22 protein-coding genes are annotated in these 26,504 nt (G+C 63.8%); 3 read left to right on the forward strand and 19 right to left on the reverse strand.

What is annotated here, in order from left to right; translation table 11 throughout:
- Positions 1-127: 127 nt before the first annotated feature.
- Positions 128-1,414 (forward strand): alpha/beta hydrolase, encoded by a 1,287-nt coding sequence (locus tag J0O65_RS07645; protein ID WP_215405613.1) that lies wholly within the window; start codon positions 128-130, stop codon positions 1,412-1,414.
- Between the two features lie 75 nt (positions 1,415-1,489).
- Here J0O65_RS07645 and secA read toward each other — a convergent pair whose 3' ends face one another.
- Positions 1,490-4,258, reverse strand: a complete 2,769-nt coding sequence (gene secA, locus J0O65_RS07650; protein WP_215405615.1) for a preprotein translocase subunit SecA — start codon at positions 4,256-4,258, stop codon at positions 1,490-1,492.
- A gap of 279 nt (positions 4,259-4,537) precedes the next feature.
- Here secA and J0O65_RS07655 point away from each other — a divergent pair, with 279 nt between their 5' ends.
- Positions 4,538-5,047 (forward strand): DciA family protein, encoded by a 510-nt coding sequence (locus tag J0O65_RS07655; protein WP_152254324.1) that lies wholly within the window; start codon positions 4,538-4,540, stop codon positions 5,045-5,047.
- Positions 5,048-5,156: 109 nt separating this feature from the next.
- On the opposite strand, the gene lpxC is transcribed toward J0O65_RS07655, so the two are convergent.
- From lpxC to J0O65_RS07670, 3 genes are all read right to left on the reverse strand, one after another.
- The gene (gene lpxC / locus J0O65_RS07660; RefSeq protein WP_215405617.1) at positions 5,157-6,092 is read right to left on the reverse strand and encodes a UDP-3-O-acyl-N-acetylglucosamine deacetylase; all 936 of its coding nucleotides are present in this window, start codon (positions 6,090-6,092) and stop codon (positions 5,157-5,159) included.
- 75 nt (positions 6,093-6,167) lie between these two features.
- Entirely contained in the window at positions 6,168-7,010 is an 843-nt protein-coding gene (locus tag J0O65_RS07665) for a DMT family transporter (protein WP_215405996.1), read from the reverse strand.
- A 159-nt stretch (positions 7,011-7,169) separates the two neighbouring features.
- On the reverse strand, positions 7,170-7,943 hold the full coding sequence (locus J0O65_RS07670; protein ID WP_215405619.1) for a helix-turn-helix transcriptional regulator: 774 nt from the start codon (positions 7,941-7,943) through the stop codon (positions 7,170-7,172).
- Positions 7,944-8,047: 104 nt separating this feature from the next.
- Here J0O65_RS07670 and J0O65_RS07675 point away from each other — a divergent pair, with 104 nt between their 5' ends.
- Positions 8,048-8,815 (forward strand): class I SAM-dependent methyltransferase, encoded by a 768-nt coding sequence (locus J0O65_RS07675; RefSeq protein ID WP_215405621.1) that lies wholly within the window; start codon positions 8,048-8,050, stop codon positions 8,813-8,815.
- A 141-nt stretch (positions 8,816-8,956) separates the two neighbouring features.
- Here J0O65_RS07675 and J0O65_RS07680 read toward each other — a convergent pair whose 3' ends face one another.
- The 15 genes from J0O65_RS07680 to rsmH all read right to left on the reverse strand — a co-directional run bounded on the left by J0O65_RS07680 (position 8,957) and on the right by rsmH (position 26,499).
- Entirely contained in the window at positions 8,957-9,463 is a 507-nt protein-coding gene (locus J0O65_RS07680; RefSeq protein ID WP_215405623.1) for a peroxiredoxin, read from the reverse strand.
- Positions 9,464-9,647: 184 nt separating this feature from the next.
- Positions 9,648-10,856 (reverse strand): cell division protein FtsZ, encoded by a 1,209-nt coding sequence (gene ftsZ / locus J0O65_RS07685; protein ID WP_034748865.1) that lies wholly within the window; start codon positions 10,854-10,856, stop codon positions 9,648-9,650.
- A gap of 154 nt (positions 10,857-11,010) precedes the next feature.
- On the reverse strand, positions 11,011-12,243 hold the full coding sequence (ftsA, locus tag J0O65_RS07690) for a cell division protein FtsA (protein ID WP_010394955.1): 1,233 nt from the start codon (positions 12,241-12,243) through the stop codon (positions 11,011-11,013).
- A gap of 53 nt (positions 12,244-12,296) precedes the next feature.
- Positions 12,297-13,109 carry a cell division protein FtsQ/DivIB gene (locus J0O65_RS07695; protein WP_215405625.1) on the reverse strand — a complete coding sequence of 271 codons (813 nt, stop codon included), beginning with the start codon at positions 13,107-13,109 and terminating at the stop codon, positions 12,297-12,299.
- Between the two features lies 1 nt (position 13,110).
- Positions 13,111-14,079 (reverse strand): D-alanine--D-alanine ligase, encoded by a 969-nt coding sequence (locus J0O65_RS07700; protein ID WP_353056166.1) that lies wholly within the window; start codon positions 14,077-14,079, stop codon positions 13,111-13,113.
- Position 14,080: 1 nt separating this feature from the next.
- Positions 14,081-15,484, reverse strand: a complete 1,404-nt coding sequence (gene murC / locus J0O65_RS07705) for a UDP-N-acetylmuramate--L-alanine ligase (RefSeq protein WP_215405626.1) — start codon at positions 15,482-15,484, stop codon at positions 14,081-14,083.
- Between the two features lie 10 nt (positions 15,485-15,494).
- Positions 15,495-16,589 carry an undecaprenyldiphospho-muramoylpentapeptide beta-N-acetylglucosaminyltransferase gene (murG, locus tag J0O65_RS07710; protein WP_215405628.1) on the reverse strand — a complete coding sequence of 365 codons (1,095 nt, stop codon included), beginning with the start codon at positions 16,587-16,589 and terminating at the stop codon, positions 15,495-15,497.
- Positions 16,586-17,797, reverse strand: a complete 1,212-nt coding sequence (gene ftsW, locus J0O65_RS07715) for a putative lipid II flippase FtsW (RefSeq protein ID WP_215405630.1) — start codon at positions 17,795-17,797, stop codon at positions 16,586-16,588. The genes murG and ftsW overlap by 4 nt, the downstream gene beginning before the upstream one ends.
- A complete protein-coding gene (gene murD, locus J0O65_RS07720; protein ID WP_215405632.1) occupies positions 17,797-19,353 on the reverse strand; it encodes a UDP-N-acetylmuramoyl-L-alanine--D-glutamate ligase in 1,557 nt (518 codons plus the stop codon). Before murD ends, ftsW begins: the two co-directional genes overlap by 1 nt.
- Positions 19,353-20,528: a phospho-N-acetylmuramoyl-pentapeptide-transferase gene (mraY, locus tag J0O65_RS07725; protein WP_034784967.1), complete on the reverse strand. Its 1,176-nt coding sequence runs from the start codon at positions 20,526-20,528 to the stop codon at positions 19,353-19,355. Before mraY ends, murD begins: the two co-directional genes overlap by 1 nt.
- Positions 20,529-20,530: 2 nt before the next feature.
- Positions 20,531-21,961: a UDP-N-acetylmuramoyl-tripeptide--D-alanyl-D-alanine ligase gene (locus J0O65_RS07730; RefSeq protein ID WP_215405634.1), complete on the reverse strand. Its 1,431-nt coding sequence runs from the start codon at positions 21,959-21,961 to the stop codon at positions 20,531-20,533.
- Entirely contained in the window at positions 21,961-23,469 is a 1,509-nt protein-coding gene (locus tag J0O65_RS07735) for a UDP-N-acetylmuramoyl-L-alanyl-D-glutamate--2,6-diaminopimelate ligase (protein ID WP_215405636.1), read from the reverse strand. The genes J0O65_RS07730 and J0O65_RS07735 overlap by 1 nt, the downstream gene beginning before the upstream one ends.
- A gap of 8 nt (positions 23,470-23,477) precedes the next feature.
- Positions 23,478-25,256, reverse strand: a complete 1,779-nt coding sequence (locus J0O65_RS07740; protein ID WP_152254313.1) for a peptidoglycan D,D-transpeptidase FtsI family protein — start codon at positions 25,254-25,256, stop codon at positions 23,478-23,480.
- Entirely contained in the window at positions 25,256-25,525 is a 270-nt protein-coding gene (gene ftsL, locus J0O65_RS07745) for a cell division protein FtsL (protein WP_010394930.1), read from the reverse strand. Before ftsL ends, J0O65_RS07740 begins: the two co-directional genes overlap by 1 nt.
- Positions 25,522-26,499: a 16S rRNA (cytosine(1402)-N(4))-methyltransferase RsmH gene (rsmH, locus tag J0O65_RS07750; RefSeq protein WP_215405638.1), complete on the reverse strand. Its 978-nt coding sequence runs from the start codon at positions 26,497-26,499 to the stop codon at positions 25,522-25,524. The genes ftsL and rsmH overlap by 4 nt, the downstream gene beginning before the upstream one ends.
- Positions 26,500-26,504: the final 5 nt, after the last annotated feature.

Consider the following 26,504-nt stretch of genomic DNA (forward strand, 5'->3'; position numbering starts at 1 on the left):
ACCGACGATCGCGAGTCTGGCACAAGCGCCCAGGGAGGATGTCATGGCGCATGGCAAGTCATACGGAATGCAACGCAGCGATGCAGGCCTGCCACGCCTGTTGTGTCTGCTTTGCCTTCTCACCGCGATGACGGCATGCACGGCGCCGCGCGTCCCCGCCGACGAGCCGGTCCTGCCCGCGCCCGCTGAACAGCTGCCTCCGGCGCCACCGGCCAAGGAGGCCACGCCGCCCGCCCAGGAAGTTCCGGCGCCCACCGTCCCGCCGCCGGTCAAGGTGGAACAGCCATCAGGAACCTGGTCCGAGAGCAATGCATGGTCTGGCTTGGGCGGACTGTTCGGCAAGCTCGGCGCGCTTGGCAGCGGCGCCATCGGCACCAGCGTCGCCAAGGATAAAGCCGCCCCGCCCGTCAAGACCGATGCGGTGGCGGGCGCCACGCAAGTCACCGTGTACTATGCCACCGACAGGACATACCAGTTGGAGAGCAACAGCTATGGCTGGCAACCCAACCGCGCGGCGCCCTACCTCAGTTACGGCAGCGTGCAGGTGAGCATTCCTGAAAAAAGAGCGCCGGGCGAACTGCCCTTGCCGCCCTGGTACGCCATCCTGTCCAGCGATAATGCGCAAAAATATGTGCTGATCCAGGGAGCCACGCGCCTGTCGCGCGCGGATTTTCTCGCCACCGTCAAGGCCAGGATACGGGCCGCTCCGGAACGGCATGCCGCCTTCATCTATATCCATGGCTACAGCAATTCCTTCGACGACGCCGCCCGGCGCACGGCGCAAATGGCGGTCGACCTCGATATCGGCGCCCTGCCCGTGTTCTACAGCTGGCCATCGAAAGGCACCCTGGCCGGCTATGAGTTCGACGAAAACGCCGCCGAATGGACGCAAACGCACCTGCAAGCCTTCCTGGCCGACTTCGCCGAGTACTCGTCCGCCACCGACATCTACATCATCGCCCACAGCATGGGCAACCGCCCGATGACGGTGGCCCTGGCCAACCTGCTGGAGCAGCGCCCCGAGCTGCGCCCCCTGTTCAAGCAGGTGGTGCTGGCGGCGCCCGACATCAATGCCGACGTCTTCCGCGACCAGATCGCCCCCCGCTTTGCCAGCCTCAAGCTCTCCGCCACGCTGTACGCGTCTGCGAACGACAAGGCCATGCGCGCTTCCTACAATTTTGCCGACTGGGACAGGATAGGCGACATCCGCGGCCCCGTCGTCGGCATCCCCGGCATGGAACTCGTCGATGCCTCGGCCGTCGTCATGAATTTCATGGGCCACGATTACTTCGCCAGCAACCGCGTCTTGCTGACCGATATCGCCACCATGATCAAGACGGGACAGCGGGCAAGGAACCGTGGCGGCCTGAAAGGCATTCCGGCGCAGGCGCCGCAATACTGGGCCTTTCCCTGAGCCGCCTGGCGCGCGCGACGGGCAAAAAAAACGGAGACCGCGGTCTCCGTTCCTGTTCAAGCCATGCAGCCGGCTTTAGGCCAGCTTGCCGTGGCAAGCCTTGTATTTCTTGCCGCTGCCGCAAGGGCATGGGTCGTTGCGGCCCACTTTCACGCCCATGCTCACGCTCATGTCGTCGACGTTGTCCATGCTGCCGCCGGCCGCAGGCGCCAGCAGTTCTTCCGGCGCCGCGTTCGGATCGAATTCGGCGTGCTGGTAGTGCACGTTTTCCACGTGCGACTGCTGCATCGCCTGTTCCGCCGCATCGACTTCTTCGCGCGACTGGATGCGCACCGTCATCACGTGTTTCGTGACGTCGTTCTTGATCATGTCGAGCATCTGGCCAAACAGCTCGAACGCTTCGCGCTTGTATTCCTGTTTCGGATTCTTCTGCGCATAGCCGCGCAGGTGGATACCCTGGCGCAGGTGATCGAGCGCCGCCAGGTGTTCGCGCCAGTGGCTGTCCACGCTTTGCAGCATGACATTGCGCTCGAAGCCGCCAAACGATTCCTTGCCGACGATATCGATCTTCGACTGGTACACGGCATCGGCCGCGGCCAGCACTTTTTCCAGGATCTCTTCGTCCGTCAGGGTCGGATCGGCTTCCAGCATTTCATGCAGCGGCAAGTCGATCAGCCATTCGCTGGACAAGGTCTTTTCCAGGCCCTTGATATCCCACTGCTCTTCCACCGACTCTTCCGGCACGTACTGGTGCACCAGATCGGTGAACACGCCGTGGCGCAGCGAGGCGATCATGTCCGAGATGTCGGTCGTTTCCAGCAGCTCGTTACGCTGCTGGTAGATGACCTTGCGCTGATCGTTGGCGACGTCATCGTACTCCAGCAATTGCTTGCGGATGTCGAAGTTGCGCGCCTCGACCTTGCGCTGGGCCGATTCGATCGAACGCGAGACGATGCCTGCCTCGATCGGTTCGCCTTCCGGCATTTTCAGGCGGTCCATCACGGCGCGCACGCGGTCGCCGGCGAAGATGCGCAGCAGCGCGTCGTCGAGCGACAGGTAGAAGCGCGACGAACCCGGATCGCCCTGGCGCCCGGCACGGCCACGCAACTGGTTGTCGACGCGGCGCGATTCGTGGCGTTCGGTACCGATGATGTGCAAACCGCCCGCATTGACCACGTGGTCGTGCAAGGATTGCCACTCATCGCGCAGCTTCTGCGCCTGCGCCGCTTTTTCAGCGTCGCTGAGCTCAGGATTGGCTTCGATGAACTTGATCTGGTTTTCAACGTTACCGCCCAAGACGATGTCGGTACCGCGACCGGCCATGTTGGTGGCGATGGTGATGGCTTTCGGACGGCCTGCCTGGGCGATGATTTCCGCTTCGCGGGCATGCTGTTTCGCGTTCAGCACGTTGTGCGGCAAGCCGGCCTTGGTCAGGATACCCGACAGCAATTCCGAATTCTCGATCGAGGTCGTACCCACCAGCACGGGCTGGCCGCGTTCGTAGCAGTCGCGGATGTCGTTCAGCATCGCGTTGTATTTTTCCGCCGACGACTTGTAGACCTGATCCTGACGGTCCTTGCGCTGCAGCGGACGGTTCTGCGGGATCACGACCGTTTCCAGGCCGTAGATTTCCTGGAATTCGTACGCTTCGGTATCGGCCGTACCGGTCATGCCGGCCAGCTTGGCGTACATGCGGAAGTAGTTCTGGAAGGTGATCGAGGCCAGGGTCTGGTTCTCGTTCTGGATCTTGACGCCTTCTTTCGCTTCGACGGCCTGGTGCAAGCCATCGGACCAGCGGCGGCCCGTCATCAGACGGCCCGTGAATTCATCGACGATCACCACTTCATTGTTCTGCACCACATAGTGCTGATCCTTGAAGTACAGCGCATGCGCGCGCAGGGCTGCATACAGGTGGTGCACGAGGGTGATGTTGGCCGAATCGTACAGCGACGCGCCTTCCGGCAGCAGGCCCATTTCCATCAGGATGCCTTCGGCCTTTTCGTGGCCCGCTTCCGTCAAGAGCACCTGGTGCGCTTTTTCATCCTTGGTGTAGTCGCCCGGCACTTCGACCTTGCCCTTGCCGTCCGGCGTTTCTTCGCCGATCTGCAAGGTCAAGCGCGCAGGCACCGCATTGATCTTGTGATACAGGTCGGTATGGTTCTCGGCCTGGCCCGAAATGATCAGCGGCGTACGCGCCTCATCGATCAGGATCGAGTCGACTTCATCGACGATGCCGAAGTTCAGGCTGCGCTGCACGCGCTCGCGCGCTTCGTAGACCATGTTGTCGCGCAAGAAGTCGAAACCGAATTCGTTATTCGTGCCGTACGTGATGTCGGAGGCGTACGCCTGCTGCTTGGCGCTGTGCTCCATCTGCGACATGTTCACGCCCGTCGACAGGCCCAGCCACGCATACAGGCGGCCCATGGTCTCGGCATCGCGCTGCGCCAGGTAATCATTGACGGTAACGATATGCACGCCCTTGCCCGACAGGGCATTCAGGTAGGCTGGCAAGGTTGCCATCAGGGTCTTGCCCTCGCCCGTGCCCATCTCCGCGATCTTACCGAAATGCAAGACCATGCCGCCGATCATCTGCACGTCGAAATGGCGCATGCGCAATACGCGCTTGCTGGCCTCGCGGCAGACGGCAAAGGCTTCCGGCAACAAGGCATCGAGCGATTCGCCGGCGGCGATGCGTTCCTTGAAGGCAGGCGTCTTCGCTTGCAGCTCGGCATCCGACAGCTTTTCGATGGCCGGCTCGAGCGCATTGATCTCGCGTACCGTTTTTTGGTATTGCTTGAGCAGCCGCTGGTTGCGGCTACCGAAAATCTGGGTCAGTAATGACATGCTTGAATTCTTGAAAAAACGCCGTTAAAAAAAGCTCGGCAGGTGACGACGAGGTAACAATCGCGTGACCGCACGGAGTTCGACTATGGCAAAAGACGATGATTTTATCATGCGTTCCCGACATGGTTGGGGTAATGCGCCATATAACAATAGCTTAATGACAAACATATGGCAGAAATTGCCGACATTTTCCATACTGTAAGGCAATACGGCTGGCCCGCCCGCACCGCACCCGCCGTCGCCCTCGTCACGCGGGGGCGAGTGTGCTATGTTTCGGCCATGCGAACTCCCACTTATTCTCCGGCACCGCGCCGCGGCTACGGCTTTGCCCGTTCAAGCCCGGCCGTCACGGGCGCAACCGATTTTCTGCGCGGCAACGCCACGATGGCCTCCCTGATGCCCACCGTCACGCGCCTGGCCGCCCTGCAAAAAGATTGCGCCAAGGCCTTGCCGGCCATGTTCGAGCATTGCGACATCCTGCAGTTCGAGGGCGGCCAGCTGGTGCTGGCCACGCCGAACGCGGCGCTGGCGGCCAAGCTCAAGCAGCAATTGCCGAAACTGCAAGGGGAACTGGAAAGAAAGGGCTGGCAGATTTCAGGCATCAAGCTGAAAGTGCAGGTCATCAAGAGCATCGCGCCCATCGTGCATACGCGGGCGCTGGTCTTGCCGGAAAAAGCCATGTCCGCCCTGGAAGAGCTGAGCACGGCCCTGCCGGCGTCGAAGCAGAATGAACAGTTGATCGCGGCGCTGCGCAACATGGTCCGCCATCACCGCGAACCTAAAGATTAGCAACGCCAGGCGGCAGCACGTAGGTCGGATTAGGCCCTTCGGGCCGTAATCCGACAACATTGTTGGCGCCTGCGGGGTTGTCGGATTACGGCCTGCGGCCTAATCCGACCTACGTCAACGACCACTCGCGCTGCATTTGACGCAGGTAAGACTGCGGCGCCGCTTCGTTGGTATCGAACGAGACGATTTCATACGCTTCCGGCTGCTCCAGCAGCGCCAGCAGCAGCTGGTTGTTCAGCGCATGGCCCGACTTGTGCGCCGTGTAATAGGCCAGCAAGGGGTGGCCCACCAGGTACAGGTCGCCGATGGCGTCGAGGATCTTGTGGCGCACGAATTCGTCTTCATAGCGCAAGCCGTCCGCGTTGAGGATGCGGTATTCGTCCATGACGATGGCGTTTTCCAGCGAACCGCCACGCGCCAGGCCCATGCCGCGCAAACTTTCCACGTCCTGCATGAAACCAAAGGTGCGCGCGCGCGCCACGTCGTGCACGTACGACACGTCGCCGAAATCGACGGAGGCGCGCTGCATCGTGCCATCGACGGCCGGATGATTGAATTCGATGAAGAAGTCGAGCTTGAAGCCGTCGTACGGCGACAGGCGCGCCCATTTCTCCGCATCACCCTTACCGTGACGCACTTCCACAGGCTTGATGACCTTGATGAATTTCTTTGGCGCCTGCTGCTCTTCCACGCCCGCCTGCTGCAGCAGGTAGACGAAGGACGAAGCGGAACCATCCATGATGGGAATTTCTTCCGCATTCACGTCGATAACCATATTGTCGACGCCCAGGCCGGCCGCCGCCGACATCAGATGTTCCACGGTGGACACCCTGGCGCCGTCCTTGATCAGCACGGAAGCCATGCGCGTGTCGCCCACGGCCATGGCGCTGGCGGGGAACTCGACGATGGGATCGAGGTCGATGCGGCGAAACACGATGCCCGTGTCGATCGCGGCAGGACGCAGAGTCAGCTCGACCTTGGTGCCAGAGTGCAAACCGACACCGATGGTGCGGACCTGTTGTTTGATGGTGCGTTGTTTTAACATCTGTCGATTATATCTATTTGCCGGATTTTCGTTGCGGCGCGGCATGGATCACGCCAGAAATACCACAACCGTTTCTTATGGATGCTCGCTCTCGGCGTGGACAGCCTCCCTGCGCACGAGGTAAATGCCGCTGCCGATGATGATGGCCGCGCCGATCAGGGTGTATTCGTCGGGCAAGGCGCGCCACAGCAGCCAGTCCAGCGCCATGCCCCAGGCCAGGGCCGAGTATTCGAACGGCGCCACGCTGGACGCCTTGCCATGGCGAAACGCCTCCGTGATGGCCAGCTGGCCCAGGAAGCCGCTCAGCGACAAGCCCGCCAGCAGCCACCAGTCGTCGCGGCGGATCCCCACCCACTCGTGCGCCGACAGGGCCACGCCGCCGACGGCCATCATCACCATCAGCCAGAAGACCATGCTTTCGCTGGCATCCGTGCGGCTCAGGATGCGGCCCGTGACAGCCGAGATGGCGTAACAGGCGGCCGAACCCAGCACGGCCAGCCCGGCGACCGAAAAGAATCCCGAGCCGTCCGGGCGCAGCGCCACCAGCACGCCCAGCAGGCCCACGGCGATGGCGCACCAGCGCGCGAAGTCGACTTTTTCCTTCAGGAGAAAAACCGACAGGACCGTGATCAGCAAGGGGGCAACAAAAAACAGCGCATACGTCTCGGCCAGCGACATGCGCTTCAAACCGTAGGCGAACAAGGTGATCATCAGCACGCCCAGTATGCCGCGCAGCAAGTGCAGCGGCCAGCGCACCTGCAGCACGTTCCTGAAGGCGCCACGGTACAGCAGGTACAGGCACACGAGCGGCAGGGACGACAGGGCGCGCAAGGCCGTCACCTGCATCGGTGGATAATGGGCGGACAACAGCTTCATGGCCGTGTCCATCAGGGAAAACATGGCGACGGCGACCAGCATCACATAGATGCTGCGCAGGTTGGGATTGCGGGGTAACAGGACAGACTCCTGGCGAAAGAGCGGGACCGTCATCATGGCGACGGCCGGAGCCAGGACAGCATGGTCTGGAAAGGCAGGGCCAGGCGGTCAGCCCGATTATAACAAGCGCGGCCGTTTACCTTATGACAGCGGCAACAGCATCACCAGTTTCAAGTCGTGCTGGCGCGCCAGGTGCAAGGTCACCTGATTGAACGCCAGCAGCCCCTGTTGCGCGTGCTGGAACTGGCGCAAGCCGCCATCGCGGCCCTGCACCTGCTGCGCGCCCCACCACTGGCGAAACTCAAGGCTGGCGTCGGCCAGTTCGGCGATCAGGCCGGCCAGCGGCGCCTGGTCCGCCTGGCGGCCGATATCGGCGCGAAACTCCGCCACCAGGCGCCGCGCCCGCTCGGGCCAGCCGACGACCAGCGCGCGCGCGCCCGCGTCCTGGAACATGAAGCGCAGCTGGTTCGGCGCGTCCCCGTCGCCATGCAGCCAGCCCGAGAACAGCGTGGCCGCCGCCCCGTTCCACGCCACGGCGTTCCATTCGCGGTTCAGGATATACGCGGGCGCGTCGATGGCGGCGACGATGGCGTCCAGCTCGACGCTAGCAAGCCCCCCGCCCTCGCCTGTGCTGTGACTGGGGTCATGCTTGTCGGCCACCTCGAACAGATAGGCGCGCTCGGCCGCGCTCAGTTGCAGCACCTGCGCCAGGCGGGCCAGCATCTTGGCCGACGCCGACACGGGCCGCCCCTGCTCCAGCCACGTCAGCCAGGTGGGGCTGACTTCGCACAGCTGGGCCAGCTCTTCGCGCCGCAAGCCGGGCGTGCGCCGCCGCCCGCCACCGGGCAAGCCGGCCATGGCGGGGGTGACGGCTTCGCGCCGGGCGCGGATGAATTCAGCGAGCTTGTTCGACATCAGATGCCTGCATGGTAGTGGATATACCAGTATAAGTTATGGTCTTGTTACAGGATAATTTTATCCCTATTCTGCAGATACTCACCCATCCACAGGAGAACACCATGCAGCAGCACGATGTCGTTACCGAACAGTTTGGCAAGACGGCGAATGCCTACCTGAGCAGCGCGGTCCACGCGCAGGGCGCCGACCTGGTGCTGATGCAGGAATGCGCGCGCCGCCATGGCAAGCCGGTGGTGCTGGACCTGGGCTGCGGCGCCGGCCACGCCAGCTTCGCCGTCGCCCCCGTGGCGCAATCAGTCATCGCCTACGACCTGGCGCAACCCATGCTCGACGTGGTGGAATGCGCCAGGGTGCAGCGCGGCTTGCACAACATCGGCACGCAGCAGGGCGACGTGGCCCGCCTGCCGTTTGCCGACGCCAGCTTCGACATGGTCGTCACGCGCTTTTCCGCGCACCACTGGAACGACGTGGCGGGCGCGCTGGCCGAAGCGTGGCGCGTGCTGCGCCCGAACGGCACCTTGCTGGTGGTCGACATCGTCGCGCCGAAAACAGCCCTGTACGACAGCACCTTGCAGGCCGTGGAAATGCTGCGCGACGCCTCGCACGTGCGCGACTACCGTACCTGCGAATGGAGCGCCAAGTTCGACAACGCGGGATTCACGCACAGCTTGCGCAGCGTGTGGAAACTGACGATGCAGTTCGACGAGTGGGTGGCGCGCATGCGCACGCCGAGCGAGCGCGTGGCGGCCATCCGCAACCTGTTCGACGGCGCGCCCGAGGAAGCGCGCCAGTATTTCGCCCTGCAGGACGATTATTCGTTCAGCATCGACGCGGCCATGTTCGAGGCGACCAAGCCGCAGGTGCAATAAAAAAACGGCGCCGATGGCGCCGTTTTTACGTCAAAAAAGGAAAAGTCCCTGAAAAATGTTCAGGGCAAGGCGCATTGCCGCAGGCAGTACGAGTAGTACGCCAAGGCAGTGCAACGCCGCCATGGACTTTTTCTCAGGGACTTAAGCCAGTTGGCCCAGCAAGGTCTCGGCATTCGACACTTCAAACTTGCCGCCCTGCTCAATGTTCAATTGCGTCACGACGCCATTGTCGACCAGCATCGAGTAGCGTTGCGAGCGCGTGCCCATGCCAAATTTGCTGAAGTCGGCGTCCAGGCCCAGGGCCTTGCTGTAGGCGGCATTGCCGTCAGCCATCATGCGCACGACGCCGGTGGCTTTCTGATCGCGGCCCCAGGCGCCCATCACGAACGCGTCGTTGACGGAGATGCACCAGATTTCATCGACGCCCTTGGCCTTCAGGTCGGCGGCGTGCTTGACGTAGCCTGGCACGTGCTGTGCGGAGCAGGTCGGGGTGTAGGCGCCTGGCAGGCCGAAGATGGCGATCTTCTTGCCCTTGACCAGGTCTTGCACGTTGAACGTGTTCGGGCCCAGTGCGCAACCTTCGGTTTCGCTTTCGATGAATTCGGCCAGGGTGCCTTCTGGCAGGGTGTCGCCGATCTTGATGGTCATGTTGACTCCTTGTGTACTTGTCGGTTGAGGATGCTGCCGGCATGATGCCGACACTGCGCGATAGTATGCCTGACTTGCCGTATTCGTGCAGAAAACGGCCGGAAAGGCAAAGTCAAAAGTCAAAAAACGGCAAAAAAAACGGCGGCCCTCAGGCCGCCGTCATGCGTGCATACATCAAACCACCTTAGTCGGCTTGCTTGCGCAGGAAGGCTGGAATGTCATACGTCTCCATGCCATTCTTTTCCATCGCGCGCACCTGCTCGGAAGCCGATTCGCGACGCCATACCGCCGGCGCCTTCATGCCGTCGAAACCGGCTGCCGGCGTGGCCACGCCTACCGTCGTCGTCGCCGCTTGCGCGCTACCCATGGCAGCCGACGGGGTCAACGGGCTGTTGTGGGTGCCGGTGCGCAGCACTTGCTGCGGTACCAGCTGGATGTTTTTCTTCGCGCGGCCCAGGCCCGTGGCCACCACGGTCACGCGGATGTCGTCGCCCATGGCGTCGTCGTAGGCGATACCTTGCGCGATCGACGCGTCCGGCGCGGCAAACGCGCGCACGGCAGCCATGACTTCCTTGATCTCCTTGCCTTTCAAGCCACGGCTGGCCGTGACGTTGACCAGCACGCCGCGCGCGCCAGAGAGATCAATGCCGTCGAGCAGCGGCGAAGCGACGGCCTGTTCGGCGGCGATGCGCGCGCGGTCGACGCCGGAAGCCGTCGCCGTGCCCATCATGGCCTTGCCCTGCTCGCCCATGATGGTTTTCACGTCGTTGAAGTCGACGTTGATATGGCCAGGCACGTTGATGATCTCGGCAATGCCGGCCACCGCGTTATTGAGCACGTCATCGGCATGCTGCATCCATTCCAGCATGCTTTCGTCTTCGTAGATCTCTTCCAGTTTTTCATTGAGGATGATGATCAGCGAATCGACGTGCAGCGACAGCTGTTCCAGGCCTTCGTCGGCGATGTCCATGCACTTCTGGCCTTCGTACGAAAATGGCTTGGAAACCACGGCCACCGTCAGCGCGCCCAGTTCCTTGGCCACTTCGGCCACGATGGGCGCGGCGCCCGTGCCCGTGCCGCCGCCCATGCCGGCGGCGATGAAGACCATGTGCGCGCCGCGCAGCGAATCGGCGATGCGCGTGCGCGATTCTTCGGCCAGCTGGCGGCCGACGGCAGGCTTCATGCCGGCGCCCAGGCCGGTGTCGCCGATCTGGATGATGTTGTGGGCCTTCGATGTCGACAGGGCCTGTGCGTCGGTGTTGGCGGCAATGAACTCCACACCCGACATGCCTTTGTTGATCATGTGTTGGACTGCATTGCCACCCGCACCGCCGACGCCGACGACTTTGATGACGGTACCTAAAGCTGTGTTATCGACCATATCGAACTCCATGATGTGCTCCTATCAGATGCGGTTTCCAAGCGCCAGGCCTCATATTGGTAGGAGAACTGGAGATTGAAAACTGCGGTTAAATATAAAATAAAGTTATGTGTGTGTACCTGCGATGCTGCCAAAAAACCTGTGCTGCCGGGCGAAAATCATGCCCTTAAAAATTCCCTAAAAACCATTCCTTCATGCGCTGCCAGACCGCCTTCACCGAGCCGTCCTGACGCGTCACGATGTGGCCGCGCAGGTATTGCTTCTTCGCTTCCAGCAGCAGGCCCAATACCGTGGCATAGCGCGGACTGCGCACCACGTCGGCCAGCTGGCCCCGATACTCTGGCGTGCCCAGGCGCGCCGGTTTCAGGAAGATGTCTTCCGCCATTTCCACCATGCCGGGCATGATGGAGGTGCCGCCCGTGAGCACGATGCCCGACGACAGCACGCCTTCGTAACCGGATTCGCGCACCACCTGGTGCACCATCGCGAACAGCTCTTCGACGCGCGGCTCGATCACGGCCGCCAGCGCCTGGCGCGACAGGTTGCGCGGGCCGCGGTCGCCCAGGCCTGGCACTTCCAGCGATTCGCCGGGGTCGGCCAGGACCTGCTTGGCCACGCCATAGCGGATCTTGATTTCTTCCGCTTCCGCGGTCGGGGTACGCAAGGCCATGGCGATGTCGTTGGTGATCTGGTCGCCGGCGATGGGAATGACTGCCGTATGGCGAATCGCGCCATCGGAAAATACCGCCACATCGGTCGTGCCGCCGCCGATGTCGATCAGCACCACGCCCAGTTCCTTCTCGTCGGGCGTGAGCACCGCATCGGCCGAGGCCATCGGCTGCAGGATCAGGTCCGACACTTCCAGGCCGCAGCGGCGCACGCACTTGACGATGTTCTGCACCGCCGACACGGCGCCGGTAACGATATGCACCTTCACCTCCAGGCGGATGCCGCTCATGCCGATAGGCTCGCGCACGTCTTCCTGGCTGTCGACGATGAACTCTTGCGGCACCGTGTGCAGCAATTGCTGATCGGTCGGAATGTTAACCGCTTTTGCCGTCTCGATGACGCGCGCCACGTCGGTCGCCGTCACTTCCTTGTCCTTGATGGCCACCATGCCGCTGGAATTGAAACTGCGGATATGGCTGCCCGCAATACCCGCGTAGACATTGCGGATCTTGCAGTCGGCCATCAGCTCGGCCTCTTCCAGCGCGCGCTGGATGGACTCCACCGTGGCCTCGATGTTGACCACCACGCCTTTTTTCAGGCCCTTCGATTCGTGCTGGCCCAGCCCGATCACTTCGTGGCGCCCATCGGACATCACTTCGGCTACCACCGCCACCACTTTCGAGGTGCCGATGTCGAGGCCGACGATCAGGTTTTTCGCGTCTTTTGTCATTTCTGTCGCCTAGTTTTTTGGGCTAATAGTTAATTGATGAATTGGGTGTTCGGTCAAGCCGGTTTTTTAATCGGACTGCTATTCTTTTTCTTCATCACTGGCCTGCCATCCTTGCCTTCGGCCGGTATCACCAGGCCGGCGGAGCTCAAGGCCAGGCCATTCTGGTAGCGCATATCGATCGTGTCGATATTTTCCAGCCGGCTCGCCAGCTGCGGGTAGATGCCCACCAGCCGGTCGACCCGCGCCTTCAGGGTCGTATGATTCTGCTCGCGTCCCAGCGCCACGCTCATGCCGTTATCCAGTTTCACGGTCCACGCATAGCGGCTCGACAGCGACAGGCTTTCCGGCACCATCTTCAAGGGCGCAAACCACTTGGCCAGCTGCACATAGGTGGCCAGCACTTCCTTCTCGCTGCCATCGGGACCGGCGAAGGCGGGCAATTCATGGTCGTCTTCGGCCTCGGCCACATTGGCCGTAAACACGTCGCCCTTGACCGACAGCAAGCGCCCGTCCTCGCCCCAGGTACCCAGCGCCTCGTGTTCTTCCAGCGCCACGATCAGCTGGTTCGGCCACTCGCGGCGCACGCTGGCGCGGCGTACCCAGGGTACCGATTCGAACACGCCGCGCACGCTTTCCAGGTTGGTCGTGAAGAAATTGCCCTTGATGCGGCCCAGGGTGCCGCTGCGCAGGGTCAGGTAATTCACGTGGCGCAGGCCCTTCTCGTCCGCGCTTTCCACCTTGATGGAGCGCAGGTCGAACATGGGGCGCTGCGACACCCACCAGACGCCGGCCGCCACGCACACGACCAGCACCGCGGCCAGCAAGCCGTTGGCAGTCGTATTGAGGCTTTTAGCGTCATGCCACATATCAGCGCTGTCCCTTGTGCATTTTCAGGCTGGCGCCGGAAACGATTTCCAGGCACAGGTCTTCATAGCTGGTGCCTTCGGCGCGCGCCGCCATCGGCACGAGCGAATGGCCCGTCATGCCTGGCGAGGTATTCACCTCCAGCAAAAACAGCTTGCTGTCGGCCGCGCGCATCAGCACGTCCACCCGTCCCCAGCCTTCGCAGCCGAGGGCGCGGTAGGCTTCCAAGGCGATGCGCGCCATCTCGGCCACGATCGCCGGGTCCAGCTGCGGTGGGCAGAAATACTGCGTATCGTCGGTAAAATACTTGTTCTGGTAGTCGTAATTGCCTTGCGGCGCGACGATTTCAATCGGCGGCAGCGCGCGCGCCGTGGCGCCCTTGCCCAGGATCGCGACGGTGAATTCGCGGCCCTTGATGAATTCCTCGGCCAGCACCGCATCATCGAGGCCGGCGGCGATGTCGTAGGCGGCCTGGAAGGCCGACGCTTCATTGACGGTCGTGATGCCGATGCTCGAGCCTTCATGCGGCGGCTTGACGATCAGCGGCAGGCCCAGTTCGGCCGCCACCTTGGCCAGGTCGGAGCTGTCGTCGAGCACCGCATACTTTGGCGTCGGCAGCTGGTGCATCAGCCAGATCATCTTGGTGTAGACCTTGTCCATGCCCACCGAGCAAGCCATCACGCCGCTGCCCGTGTAGGGGATGCCCAGCTGCTCCAGCGCGCCCTGCAGGCTGCCGTCTTCGCCGAAGCGGCCATGCAGCGCGATGAAGACGCGGTCGAATTTTTCCGCGGCCAGTTCGGCCAGGCTGCGTTCGCCCGTATCGAAGCCATGCGCATCCACGCCACGGCTTGTCAAGGCGGCCAGCACGCCCGCGCCGGACATCAGCGACACTTCGCGCTCGGCCGAACGGCCGCCGAACAGGACGCCGACCTTGCCCAATTGTTTAACGTCGATAGCTGAAGCTTGGTTCACGTCAGGCCTTTACAGTGTGAGATTGATACGTAGTCAGTTGTTGCGGGATGCCGCTGATCGAGCCGGCCCCCATGGTCAGCACGACGTCGCCGTCGCGCGCCACGCTCATGATGGTGTCGGCCATGTCCGCCATGGACTCGACGAAGATCGGTTCGATCTTGCCGCGCGCGCGCAGCGCATGCGCCAGTGCGCGGCCGTCGGCGGCGACGATAGGCGCTTCGCCCGCCGCATACACTTCCGACAAGAGCAGCACGTCCGGTGCGCCCAGCACCTTGACGAAATCCTCGAACAGGTCGCGCGTGCGGCTGTAGCGGTGCGGCTGGAACGCCAGCACCAGGCGGCGGCCCGGATAGGCGGCGCGCGCGGCGGCCAGGGTCACTTCCGTTTCCACCGGATGGTGGCCGAAATCGTCGACCAGCGCGAAGCTGCCGCCGTTCGGCAGCGCCACGTCGCCGTAGCGCGTGAAGCGGCGTCCCACGCCGGAGAACTCGGCCAGGCCCTGCTGCGTGGCGCTGTCGGCGATGCCGATTTCGCGCGCGATGGCGATCGCCGAGCAGGCGTTCTGCACATTGTGCATGCCGGGCTGGTTCAGCACCACGTCGAGGTCGGGGTAGCCTTCCTGCAGCACGGTGAAATGCATTTCCAGGCCCACGGCGCGCGCGTTGATGGCGCGCACCTGCGCGTCTTCGGCGAAACCGTAGGTGGTGACGGGCTTGGTGACGGACGGGATGATGGCGCGCACGTGCGGATCGTCGATGCACAGCATGGCGCGGCCGTAGAAGGGCAAGCGGTGCGTGAACTGCACGAAGGCCTGCTTGAGCTTTTCGAAATCGTGCTCGTAGGTGTCCATGTGATCGGCGTCGATATTCGTGATCACTTCGATCATCGGCGTCAGGTTCAGGAACGAGGCGTCCGATTCATCGGCTTCGGCCACCAGGTAGTCGCCGGAGCCCAGCTTGGCGTTCGCGCCGGCGCTGGTCAGGCGGCCGCCGATGACGAACGTGGGATCGAGACCGCCCTGCGCCAGCACGGAAGCGACCAGGCTGGTGGTGGTCGTCTTGCCGTGCGTGCCGGCGATGGCGATGCCGCGTTTCAGGCGCATCAACTCGCCGAGCATCACGGCGCGCGGCACCAGCGGAATCTTGCGCGCACGCGCGGCCGCCACTTCAGGATTGTCTTGCGGGACGGCGCCCGAGGTCACCACCGCATCGGCGTCGCCGATATTTTCCGCCGCGTGACCGAGCATGACGGTCGCGCCCAAGCTCGCCAGGCGCTGCGTCGCCGCATTGCTGCCCAGGTCGGAGCCCGACACCTTGTAGCCCAGGTTGACCAGCACTTCGGCGATGCCGCTCATGCCGCTGCCGCCAATGCCGACAAAGTGGATATTGTTTACTTTATGCTTCACAGAGCTAACCTCATGCCAGTTTTTCCAATACGTGTGCGATCGCCTCATTGGCGTCGCGCTTGCCTGCTGCCAGTGCCGCCTGCGCCATCCGCTGGCAAGTGTCGCGGTTCAGCGACGCCAGCAGGGCGCTCAGCGACGCCGCACTCATTTCCGTCTGCGGCAGGTGAATCGCCGCACCTTGTTGCGCCATCCATTGCGCGTTGTCGCGCTGGTGGCTGGTGGTCGACGCCACCAGCGGCACGAGCACGCTGGCCACGCCGGCCGCCGTCAGTTCCGACAGGGTGATCGCGCCTGCGCGGCAAATCACCAGGTCGGCCTCGGTATACGCCCTGGCCATGTCGTCGATGAAATCGACCACATTGGCTTGCACGCCCGCCCGCGCATACGCGGCATGCAGGGCGTCGATATTCTTCTTGCCCGACTGGTGCGTCACCAGCGGACGCTCGCCTTCGGGCATCAGGGCCAGCGCGGCAGGCAGATTGTCATTCAGCGCCTTCGCGCCCAGGCTGCCGCCAACCACCAGGATGCGCAACGGCCCGCCGCGGCCCGCGAAACGCGGTGCCGGCGGCGCCATGGCGAGGATCTCGGCGCGCACGGGATTGCCCGTGACGACGGCCTTGCCGGCGGCGCTGCCGAAATCGGCGGGAAAGCCGAAGCACACCTGCTGCGCCAGCGGCACCAGGGTCTTGTTCGACAACAGCAGCGCCGCGTCGGCGTTGACCAGCACCAGCGGCACGCCCTTCAGGCGCGCCATCAGGCCGCCCGGCACCGTGACGTAGCCGCCCATGCCCATCACCACGTCCGGCTTGCGGCTGGCGATGAAGCGGCGGATGGCAAAGAAGCTGGCCAGCATCCTGAAGCCGCCCTGGATGGTGTGCGCCAGGCCCTTGCCGCGCATGCCGGAGAACGCGATGGCGTCCATGGGGATGCCGCTCTTCGGCACCAGGTCCTGCTCCATGCCGTGCGTCGTGCCCAGCCAGCTCACTTCCCAGCCGCGCGCGCGCATCGTCTGCGCGATCGCCAGGCCGGGGAAAATATGGCCGCCGGTGCCGGCCGCCATGATCATCAGTCTTTTCGTCGTTTTCAAGTTCGTCGCGTTGTTCATAGCCGGCCTCCGCGCATGAGGATCCGGTTTTCGTAATCGATGCGCAGCAAAATCGCCAGACCGATACAGTTAATCAGTACGCCCGTGCCGCCATAGCTCATCAGGGGCAAGGTCAGGCCCTTGGTCGGCAGTAGGCCCAGGTTCACGCCCATGTTGATGAAGGTCTGCACGCCGATCCAGATGGCGATGCCTTTCGCCGTCAGGCCGGCGAAGGTCTGGTCGATGGCGATCGCCTGGCGGCCGATGTCGAAGGCGCGCTTGATAATCCAGTAAAACATGCCGATCACGACCAGCACGCCCACCAGGCCCAGCTCCTCGCCGATCACGGCCAGCAGGAAGTCCGTATGCGCTTCGGGCAGGTAGTGCAGCTTTTCCACGCTGCCGCCCAGGCCCACGCCAAACAGCTCGCCGCGCCCGAAGGCGATCAGCGAGTGCGTCAGCTGGTAGGCCTTGTTGAGCGCATTGTCTTCCTGCCACGGATCGAGATACGCAAAAAACCGCTCGCGGCGGAATTTCGACAAGGCGATGATGGTGACGAAGATCGCCGTCAGCATGGCGCCGATGCCGCCGAACCAGATGGCGTTGACGCCGCCCAAAAACAAAATGCCCATGGCGATGCAGACGATCACGCCAAAGGCGCCCAGGTCGGGCTCCATCAGCAGCAGCAGGCCGACGAAGCTGACGGCCAGCGCCATCGGCATGAAGCCCTTGGTCAGCTTGTGCATGTATTCCTGCTTGCGCACCGTGTAGTCGGCCGCGTACAGCACCATCACCACCTTCATCAGCTCGGACGGCTGCGGCCGCAGGCCGGGCAGGTTCAGCCAGCGGCGCCCGCCGTTGACCGACACGCCCAGGCCCGGTATCAGCACCATCACCAGCAGCACCAGGGTGCCGATGAACAGCCACGGCGCCATCTTTTGCCAGGTGGCGACGGGGATGCGGAACACCAGCGCGCCGAAGATGATCGACACGCCGATGAACAGCGCCTGGCGCACGACGAAGTAATTATTCGTGTAGGCGGCGAACTTGCGCGCGTCCGACAGCGAGATCGACGCCGAATACACCATCACCATGCCCAGCAGCATGAGCAGCAGGACCACCCACACCAGCGGCTTGTCATAGTCCATCATCTTCGACTGCCGCGCGCGGCTATCCAGCGGCTTGGCAGCCGAGCCGGAACCAAAGCGGAAGGGCAGCTGGAAGGCCATCAGAGATCCTGTCCGTTTTCCAGGGCGATGTCGCGCACGGCGTCGACAAACACCTGCGCGCGGTGCGCATAGTTCTTGAACATGTCCAGGCTGGCGCACGCGGGCGACAGCAGCACGGCATCGCCGGCCAGCGCCAGGCTGCTGGCGCGCTTGACGGCTTCCGGCAAGGTGGCGCAGTCGACGATGTCCACGCCGGCCGGCTCCAGCGCCGCGCGCAAGGCCGGCGCATCGCGGCCGATCAGCACCACGGCGCGCACGTAGCGCGACACGGGTTCAGCCAGCGGCGAGAAATCCTGTCCCTTGCCGTCGCCGCCGGCGATCAGCACCAGGCGCTGTTCCGCGCCGCCGAAGGCCTTGCCCAGGCCGGACAGGGCCGCCACGGTCGCGCCCACATTCGTGCCCTTGCTGTCGTCGTAGTATTCAACCTCGCCCACGGCCGTGATCAATTCCACCCGGTGCGGCTCGCCCTGGTATTCGCGCAAGCCATGCAGCAGCGGCGCGAATGGCAGGCCGATGGCGCGGCACAGGGCCAGCGCCGCCAGCGCATTCGCGGCATTGTGCTGGCCGCGGATTTTCAGCGCGTCGGCCGGCATCAGCTTTTTCGCCATCGTCGGCACCGGTTCCGGCGCCGGATCGTTCTTCCTGCGTTTTTTCTCGATGACTTCTTCGCTGGGCACGGCTTGCGCCAGCCAGAAGATGCCGCGTTCATTGACCAGGCCAAAGCTGTCCACGTCAAGCGGCTCGCCCGTGCCGAAGGTGATGGTCTCGGCCAGCGGATCGGCCATGTGCATGACCAGGGCATCGTCGCGGTTCAGGATGCGCACGGTCTGGTCGCCGAAGATGCGCGCCTTGTCGGCAGCGTAGGCGGCCATGTCGCCATGCCAGTCCAGGTGGTCCTGCGACAGGTTCAAGACCGTGGCCGCATCGGCCTGCAGGCTGAAGGTCGTGTGCAGCTGGAAGCTGGACAGCTCCAAAATCCATGCCTGCGGCAAGCTGCTGGCGACGGCTTCCGCCACGTCAGCTTCCGCCTCCAGCGGCTGCGGCGCAGGCTCGGCATCGAGCACTTCGCGCAGCACGTCCAGCGCGGCCGGGCTGATATTGCCGGCCACGCGCGTGGCCAGACCCGCGCGCTCGCACAGCAAGCCCGTCAGGCTGGTGACGGTCGTCTTGCCATTCGTGCCCGTGATGGCGATGACTTTCGGCGCATAGCCGCGTTCCGCCTTGAGCGCGGCCAGCGCCTGCGCGAACAGTTCGATCTCGCCCCACACGGGGATATTTTTCTCAAGAGCGGCCGGCGCGATATGCGCCAGTTCGCGCTGCGGCGCCAGGCCAGGGCTGACGGCGACGAAATCGACGCCGTCGAGCAGGTCGGCCGTGAAGGCGCCGGCGATGAACTGCGCCTGCGGCACGGCGGCCTGCAAGGCGGCCAGGCGCTCCGGCGCCTCGCGCGTGTCGGCCACGCGCACGCAAGCACCGCTGCGGGCCAGCCACAGGGCCATCGCCAGCCCCGATTCGCCGAGGCCCAGTACCAGTGCGGTTTTAGCGTCGTACATCATCAGCGCAGCTTCAGGGTGGTCAGGCCGAGCAGCACCAGCATCATGGTGATGATCCAGAAACGCACGACAACCTGCGTCTCTTTCCAGCCTTTTTGTTCAAAATGGTGGTGCAAGGGAGCCATCAGGAAGACGCGGCGGCCCGCGCCATAGCGCTTCTTGGTGTACTTGAACCAGACGACCTGGATGATCACGGACAGCGTTTCGACGACGAAGATGCCGCCCATGATGAACAGGACGATTTCCTGGCGCACGATGACGGCGATGGTGCCCAGTGCGCCGCCCAGTGCCAGCGCGCCCACGTCGCCCATGAACACTTTCGCGGGATGCGTGTTATACCAGAGGAAGGCCAGACCGGAACCGGCCAGCGCGCCGCAGAAGATCACCAGTTCGCCGGCGCCCGGGATGTGCGGGATGAACAGGTAGCGCGCGTACGTGGCGTTGCCCGTCAAGTAGGCGAACAGGCCCAGGGCCGTCCCCACCATCACGGTCGGCATGATGGCCAGGCCATCGAGGCCGTCCGTGAAATTGACGGCGTTGCTGGTGCCGACGATGACGCAATAGGTCAGCGCGATGAAACCCCATACGCCCAGCGGATAGCTGATGGTCTTGAAGAACGGGACGATCAGATCGGCCTTCGGCGGCAGGTCCATGGCGAAGCCCGATTGCACCCAGGCGTAGATCAGATTCCACACCTGGCCGGCATTGGGCTCGGAGATGGAGACGGAAAACGCCAGGTAAAACGCGGCGGCGATGCCGATCAGCGACTGCCAGAAATATTTTTCGCGCGAGCGCATGCCTTCCGGGTCCTGGTGCACCACCTTGCGGTAGTCATCGGCCCAGCCGACGGCGCCAAAGCCGAGGGTGACGATCAGCACGGGCCAGATGAAACGGTTCGACAGGTCGGCCCACAGCAAGGTGGAGATGCCGATGGCGATGAGGATCAGCACACCGCCCATGGTCGGCGTGCCGTGTTTTTTCAGATGCGTTTGCGGACCGTCCGTGCGCACGGCCTGGCCGACCTTCATGCGCGTGAGCATGCGGATCACGGCGGGGCCGGCGCACAGGCCGATCAAGATCGCCGTCAGGGTGGCAAAGACGGCGCGGAATGTGATGAAGTTAAAGACCCGCAGTGGGCCAATGTCGTCCTGGAAATAATGAGCGAGCCAGAGCAGCATGATTAGTGAGCTTCCTTGTTATTGTTGTTTGAACCAATCAAATGCTGCACGGCCCGCTCCATTTTCATGGAACGGGAGCCCTTGATTAATACTGTTGCATCCGAACGGCCGGACAAATGCGCATCGAGCGCCGCCAGCAAGCCGTCGAACTGTTCGAAATACTCCACGACCGTGCCTGATTCCTGGCTCGCGGCTGCCTGCGCCGCATTCACCAGATGGCGCGCCAGGCCGCCCGTCGCCAGCACGTGTTCGATGCCTTTGGCGGCGGCGTAGGCGCCGATCTCTTCGTGGAACTGCTGCCCTTGCGTGCCAACTTCCGCCATCTCGCCCAGCACCAGGATGCGCGGCCTTGCTGCCTGCGCCAGCACGTCGATGGCCGCCTTCACCGAATCCGGATTGGCGTTGTAGCTGTCGTCGATGATGGTGGCGCCGTTGGCGGCACGTTTTTTCTGCAGACGGCCGTTCACGGGAGAAAACGCTTCCAGGCCCTGCTTGATATGGTCGATAGCAATGCCGGCGCCGATCGCGCATGCCACGGCCGCCAGCGCATTGCGCACATTGTGTTCACCCGCCGCCTGCAAGCCGACGAAGAACTGGCGCAAGCCGCCGTCCTGTGCGCGCACGCTGACGAACAGGTCGCTGCCAAAATCCTCGGCCGCGCGGTGCGTGCAGCTGACGTCCGCCTCCTTCGACAGGCCGAAGGTGATGACGGCGCGCGCACCGGCCAATTCGCGCCACAGGGGCGTGAATTCATCGCCGTGCGGGAAGACGGCCACGCCGTCGTCGGCCAGGGCCGCCAGCGCGGCGCCGTTTTCGCGCGCCACCGCTTCCACCGTATGCATGAATTCCTGGTGCTCGCGCTGCGCGTTGTTGACCATCGCCAGGGTCGGCGCGGCGATCGCCGCCAGGCGCGCGATTTCGCCCGGATGGTTCATGCCCATCTCGATGACGGCCGCCTTGTGTGCTTCATTCAGGCGGAACAGGGTCAGGGGCACGCCGATCTCGTTATTCAGGTTGCCGCGCGTGGCCAGCCGGCCTTCTTCGCCAAAGGCCGCCGCCAGGATGGATGCAATCATCTCCTTGACGGTGGTCTTGCCGTTGCTGCCGGTGACGCCGATGACGGGTAAATTGAACCGGCCGCGCCAGTGGTTGGCGATGCGGCCCAGCGCGGCCAATGTATCGGGCACCACGATGGCAGGTACCTTGGCGCTGTCCCAGTCTTTGGGCAGGCGCTCGACCACCACGGCGGCGACGCCGCGCGCGGCCACCTGGTCGAGGAAATCGTGGGCGTCGAAGCTCTCGCCGCGCAGGGCGACGAAGAGCGAACAGGCTTGGGCGCTGCGGCTGTCGGTGCAGACGCCGTCAAAAACGGCGTGGCCCGTCAGTTGCGCGCCGTCCAGTGACGACATCAATTCTGTCAGGGAGCCGCGCATCAGTTCGTCCTCATCATCGTCAGGCGCGCGGACAGGGCCAGCTGCGCATGGTCGGCATCGGAGAACGGCAGTTTCTTGCCCTTGATTTCCTGGTACGGCTCATGGCCCTTGCCCGCCAACAGGATCACGTCCGGCTTGGCGGCGTGCTTGATGGCCGACAAAATGGCCCCGGCGCGGTCTTCGATGGCTTGCGGCTGCGGACCGTCGGCACGCATGCCGGCGACGATCTGCGCGATGATGGCGTGCGGATCTTCGCTGCGCGGATTGTCGCTGGTGACCAGTACGTGATCGGCCAACTGCGCGATGGCGCCCATCTGCGGACGTTTGCCCGGATCGCGGTCGCCGCCGCAGCCGAACACGCACCACAGCTGGCCGCCCCGCTCCTGCGCCACCTGGCGCAAGGCGGCCAGGGTTTTTTCCAACGCGTCGGGCGTGTGCGCATAATCGATGACGACCATCGGCGCTTCCTGGCCGCCCACCTGCTGCATGCGGCCCGGGGCCGGCTGCAGCGATTCGATGCCGTCGATGGCGGCGCGCAGGCCGGCGCCGTGCGCCAGCAAGGCGCCCAGCACGGCCAGCGCATTGCTGATATTGAAGTGGCCCACCAGCTGCGTCTTGACCAGCGCCACGCCCAGCGCGCATTCCAGATGGAAGTCGGTGCCGGCATGGCGGCTGCGGAACTGGCTGGCGCGCAGCATCAGCACGCCCGGCAGATCGGGCAGGCTGGCCGCATCCTGCAAGGTGTAGCCGATGACGGGATACTCGCCCGCCAGCTTACCGTCCACGTGGCGCGCCAGGCGCAGCCCCATGGCGTCATCCAGGTTGATGACGGCCGTTTTCAGGCCGGGCCAGTCGAACAGCTTGACCTTGGCCGCCTCGTAGGCCGCCATGTCGCCATGGTAGTCGAGGTGGTCGCGCGTCAGATTGGTGAACATGGCGACATCGAAATGCATGCCGGCCGCGCGGTCCTGGTCCAGGCCGATCGACGACACTTCGATGGCGACGGCCTTGGCGCCGGCGTCGCGCATGGCGGCCAGTTTGCGCGCCAGCAGCACGGCGTCCGGCGTGGTGTAGCCGGTGACGTCGAATTCGATGGCGCCGCGCGGCTTGCACAGGCCCACGCCCAAAGTCCCAATGACGGACGAGGTGACGCCGAGGCGCGCCAGGGCCTGCGCCAGCCATAGCGCGCACGAGGTCTTGCCATTCGTGCCCGTCACGCCGGCGCTGAACATGGCGCTGTCGGGCATGTCGTAGAAGGCATGCGCCACGGGGCCGGCCAGGCGTTTCAGGTCACTGACCAGCAGGTGCGGCACGCTCCAGGCGGCGTTCCATTCGACGGCGTCATGCACGATGGCGGCGGCACCCTGCTCGATGGCGGCGGCGATGAAATGGGTGGCGCCCGCATAGGCGAAAAACACGTCGCCGCGCTGCACGCGGCGCGAATCGGACGTCAGCTGCCCGGACTGGGCAGCCGTTTTGATCCACAAACTGATGTCTTGTATGGTCATGAGTGACTTCACATGGCCTCCGGGCCGGCATTGGCCGGGACCACGATTTCGGTAACGGAGGAATCGGGCGGTACGTTCATCGCGCGCAGCGCGTTGGTCGCAATCGCCGCAAAAGCGGGAGCGGCAACCTGGCCGCCATAGTGGGCAGGGCCGGTCGGTTCATCGATCATCACGGCAATGATGAAGCGCGGCGCCGACATCGGCACCATGCCCACGAAGGAGCCGATGTATTTGCGCGGCATCGCATAGCGGCCGTTCTCCACTTTATAGGCGGTGCCCGTCTTGCCGCCGACGCGGTAGCCGGCGACCTGCGCGCGCTTGGCCGAGCCGTGCGCGCCGGAGACCACCAGTTCCAGCATGGCGCGCATTTCGGCGGCCGTCTTTGGCTTGATCACTTGCTGGCCCACGGGCAGTTCATTGACCTTCTGGAACGACAGGGGAATCGTGTCGCCGTCGCGCGCGAACATCATATATGAGCGCGCCAGCTGGATCAGCGAGACGGAAATGCCGTTACCGTAGCTCATGGTGGCCTGCTCCACCGGGCGCCACGATTTATACGGACGCACGCGACCGGCCACGGCGCCGGGGAAGCCCCATTTCGGCTGCTGGCCGAAGCCCACCTTGGTAAACATTTCCCACATTTCCTGCGACGGCATGCCCAGCGCGATTTTCGAGGTGCCGATGTTCGACGACATTTCGATGATTTCGGAGACGTTGATCACGCCGTGCGGCTTGGTGTCGGTGATCGTGCGGTCGGCGATGGTGTAGCGCCCCGGCCCCGTGTCGATCAGGGTGGTCGGCTTGACGCGGCCCGTGTCGAGCGCCAGCGAGACCGTGATCGGCTTCAGGGTCGAACCGGGTTCGAAAGTATCGGTCATGACGCGGTTGCGCAGCTGCTGGCCCGTCAGCTTGCGGCGGTCGTTCGGGTCGTAGCTGGGGTAATTGGCCAGTGCCAGCACTTCGCCCGTATGCACGTCGAGCACCACGGCGCCGCCGGCCTTGGCATTGAATTTCTCCACCGCTTCCTTCAGCTGCGTGAAGGCGATGTACTGGATCTTGCTGTCGACGGACAGGGTCAGGTCCTTGCCGTCATGCGGTTCGTGGATGAAGCCGATGTCTTCGACGATGTGGCCCAGGCGGTCCTTGATCACGCGGCGGCTGCCGGTGGTGCCGACGAGGGTTTTCTGCTGCGCCAGTTCCATGCTTTCCTGGCCCACGTCTTCCACGTTGGTAAAGCCGACCACGTGGGTCATCACTTCGCCCTGTGGATAAAAGCGCTTGTATTCCTTGCGTTCGTCGATGCCGTCGATGCCCAGCTTGGAGATCTTGTCGGCCACGTCCATCTCGACCTGGCGTTTCAGGTAGACGAAGCTGCGGTCCGAATCGAGCTTCTTGCGCAATTCGTTGACGTTCATTTCCAGCAGGCCGGCCAGCGCGTTGATTTTCTCGGGCGACGCCTGCAGCACGTCGTCGGGAATGGCCCATATGGCCTTGACGGGCACGGACGAGGCGAGCACCTGGCCATTGCGGTCGGTGATCTTGCCGCGCGTGGCCGGCAATTCGAGCGTGCGCTCATAGCGCGCCTTGCCCTGCTTTTGCAGGAACTGCGTCGACACGCCCTGCAGCCACAGGGCGCGCGCGCCCAGGCCGGCGAAAGCGAAGAACAGCAGGAACAGCACGACGCGCGAACGCCAGACGGGCAGACGCACCGCCAGTACGGGGTTCTTCGAGAAGGGCACGCCTTTCGATGCCGCCACCCGGCCGTTGCTGTTACCGCCCAACTTCATTATTCGCCCTCCGTCAGGTATTGCGTACGTGCCGCCGTCAGCGGCGTCATGCTCAGGTCGCGCCGCGCGATCGCCTCGATGCGCTCATGCTTGCCCAGGGTGGACTGGTCCAGCTGCAGCTGCGCCCAGTCGATGTCGAGCTGGCGCGACAGCGCTTGCGCGCGTTCCAGGTCGATCAGCAGGTGGCGCGACTGGTACTGCGCGTTCACCAGCGACAGGCCGCAGCACACCAGCAGGGCCGACAGCACGACACACAGCTTGCCAGTCATCGGGCGCCGCCGTTTGCAGGGGCGGCCAGCGGCAAACGCTGCGCCACGCGCATCACGGCCGAACGCGAGCGCGGATTGCCCTCGATCTCGGCGTCGGACGGCTTCATCTTCGCAATCAGCTTCATTTCCGGCTGCGGCAAGTCGACCGCGCGGATCGGCAGGCGGCGGTCAGGCTGCTCCACGTTCGCCTTCGAGGCGAAGAAGCGCTTGACCATGCGGTCTTCCAGCGAATGAAAGCTGATCACGGCCATGCGCGCGCCGGGCGCCAGGCAGGCATATGCCTGGTTCAGGCCGATCTCGAGATCCTCGAGCTCTTTGTTAATGAAAATGCGTATGGCCTGAAAGGTGCGGGTAGCGGGGTCCTTACCCTTCTCGCGGGTCTTGACGGCGCCTGCCACGATGCCGGCAAGCTGTCGTGTGCTTGAAATTGGCTGGACTGCCCGGCCAGCAACAATCGCCTTTGCAATCTGAAAAGCAAACCGTTCTTCCCCATAATCGCGTATCACTTTCTCTAAATTCTGCTCGGTTTCCACCGCCAGCCATTCGGCCGCGGAGATGCCGCGCGTGGTATCCATGCGCATGTCCAGCGGTCCGTCGTTGCGGAAGCTGAAACCGCGCGCCGCGTCGTCGACCTGTGGCGACGAGATGCCCAGGTCGAGCAGGATGCCGTCCACCTGCCGCACGCCGCGTTCGGCCAGGCTGGCCGCCATGGTGGCAAAGCTGTCGTGGACGATCTGAAAACGGGGGTCGCCGATCTGCTCGGCCGTGGCGATGGCCTGCAAGTCCTTGTCGAAGCCGATCAGGCGTGCGTCGGGCGCCAGGCGCGACAAGATCAAACGGCTATGGCCGCCGCGGCCAAACGTGCCGTCGACGTAAATGCCGTGCGCGCGGTCGCCCGACAGGTCGAGCGCATCGACCGCTTCATCGAGCAGCACCGTGCGATGCTGAAATTCCGGCACCGTGAGTTGTGTCATTACGG

The sequence above is a fragment of the Janthinobacterium sp. JC611 genome (assembly GCF_018682595.1).
Classification (GTDB): domain Bacteria; phylum Pseudomonadota; class Gammaproteobacteria; order Burkholderiales; family Burkholderiaceae_D; genus Janthinobacterium.

Excerpts from the sequence above, each read along its gene's own strand:
- J0O65_RS07730 (WP_215405634.1), bottom strand. The coding sequence starts at position 21,961 with ATGCGCGGCTCCCTGACAGAATTGATGTCGTCACTGGACGGCGCGCAA.
- J0O65_RS07740 (WP_152254313.1), bottom strand. The coding sequence starts at position 25,256 with ATGAAGTTGGGCGGTAACAGCAACGGCCGGGTGGCGGCATCGAAAGGC.
- J0O65_RS07645 (WP_215405613.1), top strand. The coding sequence starts at position 128 with ATGACGGCATGCACGGCGCCGCGCGTCCCCGCCGACGAGCCGGTCCTG.
- J0O65_RS07675 (WP_215405621.1), top strand. The coding sequence starts at position 8,048 with ATGCAGCAGCACGATGTCGTTACCGAACAGTTTGGCAAGACGGCGAAT.
- mraY (WP_034784967.1), bottom strand. The coding sequence starts at position 20,528 with ATGCTGCTCTGGCTCGCTCATTATTTCCAGGACGACATTGGCCCACTG.
- J0O65_RS07670 (WP_215405619.1), bottom strand. The coding sequence starts at position 7,943 with ATGTCGAACAAGCTCGCTGAATTCATCCGCGCCCGGCGCGAAGCCGTC.
- J0O65_RS07695 (WP_215405625.1), bottom strand. The coding sequence starts at position 13,109 with ATGTGGCATGACGCTAAAAGCCTCAATACGACTGCCAACGGCTTGCTG.
- J0O65_RS07655 (WP_152254324.1), top strand. The coding sequence starts at position 4,538 with ATGCGAACTCCCACTTATTCTCCGGCACCGCGCCGCGGCTACGGCTTT.
- murG (WP_215405628.1), bottom strand. The coding sequence starts at position 16,589 with ATGAACAACGCGACGAACTTGAAAACGACGAAAAGACTGATGATCATG.
- ftsW (WP_215405630.1), bottom strand. The coding sequence starts at position 17,797 with ATGGCCTTCCAGCTGCCCTTCCGCTTTGGTTCCGGCTCGGCTGCCAAG.
- J0O65_RS07665 (WP_215405996.1), bottom strand. The coding sequence starts at position 7,010 with ATGCTGGTCGCCGTCGCCATGTTTTCCCTGATGGACACGGCCATGAAG.
- lpxC (WP_215405617.1), bottom strand. The coding sequence starts at position 6,092 with ATGTTAAAACAACGCACCATCAAACAACAGGTCCGCACCATCGGTGTC.
- murD (WP_215405632.1), bottom strand. The coding sequence starts at position 19,353 with ATGATGTACGACGCTAAAACCGCACTGGTACTGGGCCTCGGCGAATCG.
- J0O65_RS07680 (WP_215405623.1), bottom strand. The coding sequence starts at position 9,463 with ATGACCATCAAGATCGGCGACACCCTGCCAGAAGGCACCCTGGCCGAA.
- ftsZ (WP_034748865.1), bottom strand. The coding sequence starts at position 10,856 with ATGGAGTTCGATATGGTCGATAACACAGCTTTAGGTACCGTCATCAAA.
- ftsL (WP_010394930.1), bottom strand. The coding sequence starts at position 25,525 with ATGACTGGCAAGCTGTGTGTCGTGCTGTCGGCCCTGCTGGTGTGCTGC.
- secA (WP_215405615.1), bottom strand. The coding sequence starts at position 4,258 with ATGTCATTACTGACCCAGATTTTCGGTAGCCGCAACCAGCGGCTGCTC.
- ftsA (WP_010394955.1), bottom strand. The coding sequence starts at position 12,243 with ATGACAAAAGACGCGAAAAACCTGATCGTCGGCCTCGACATCGGCACC.
- rsmH (WP_215405638.1), bottom strand. The coding sequence starts at position 26,499 with ATGACACAACTCACGGTGCCGGAATTTCAGCATCGCACGGTGCTGCTC.
- J0O65_RS07735 (WP_215405636.1), bottom strand. The coding sequence starts at position 23,469 with ATGACCATACAAGACATCAGTTTGTGGATCAAAACGGCTGCCCAGTCC.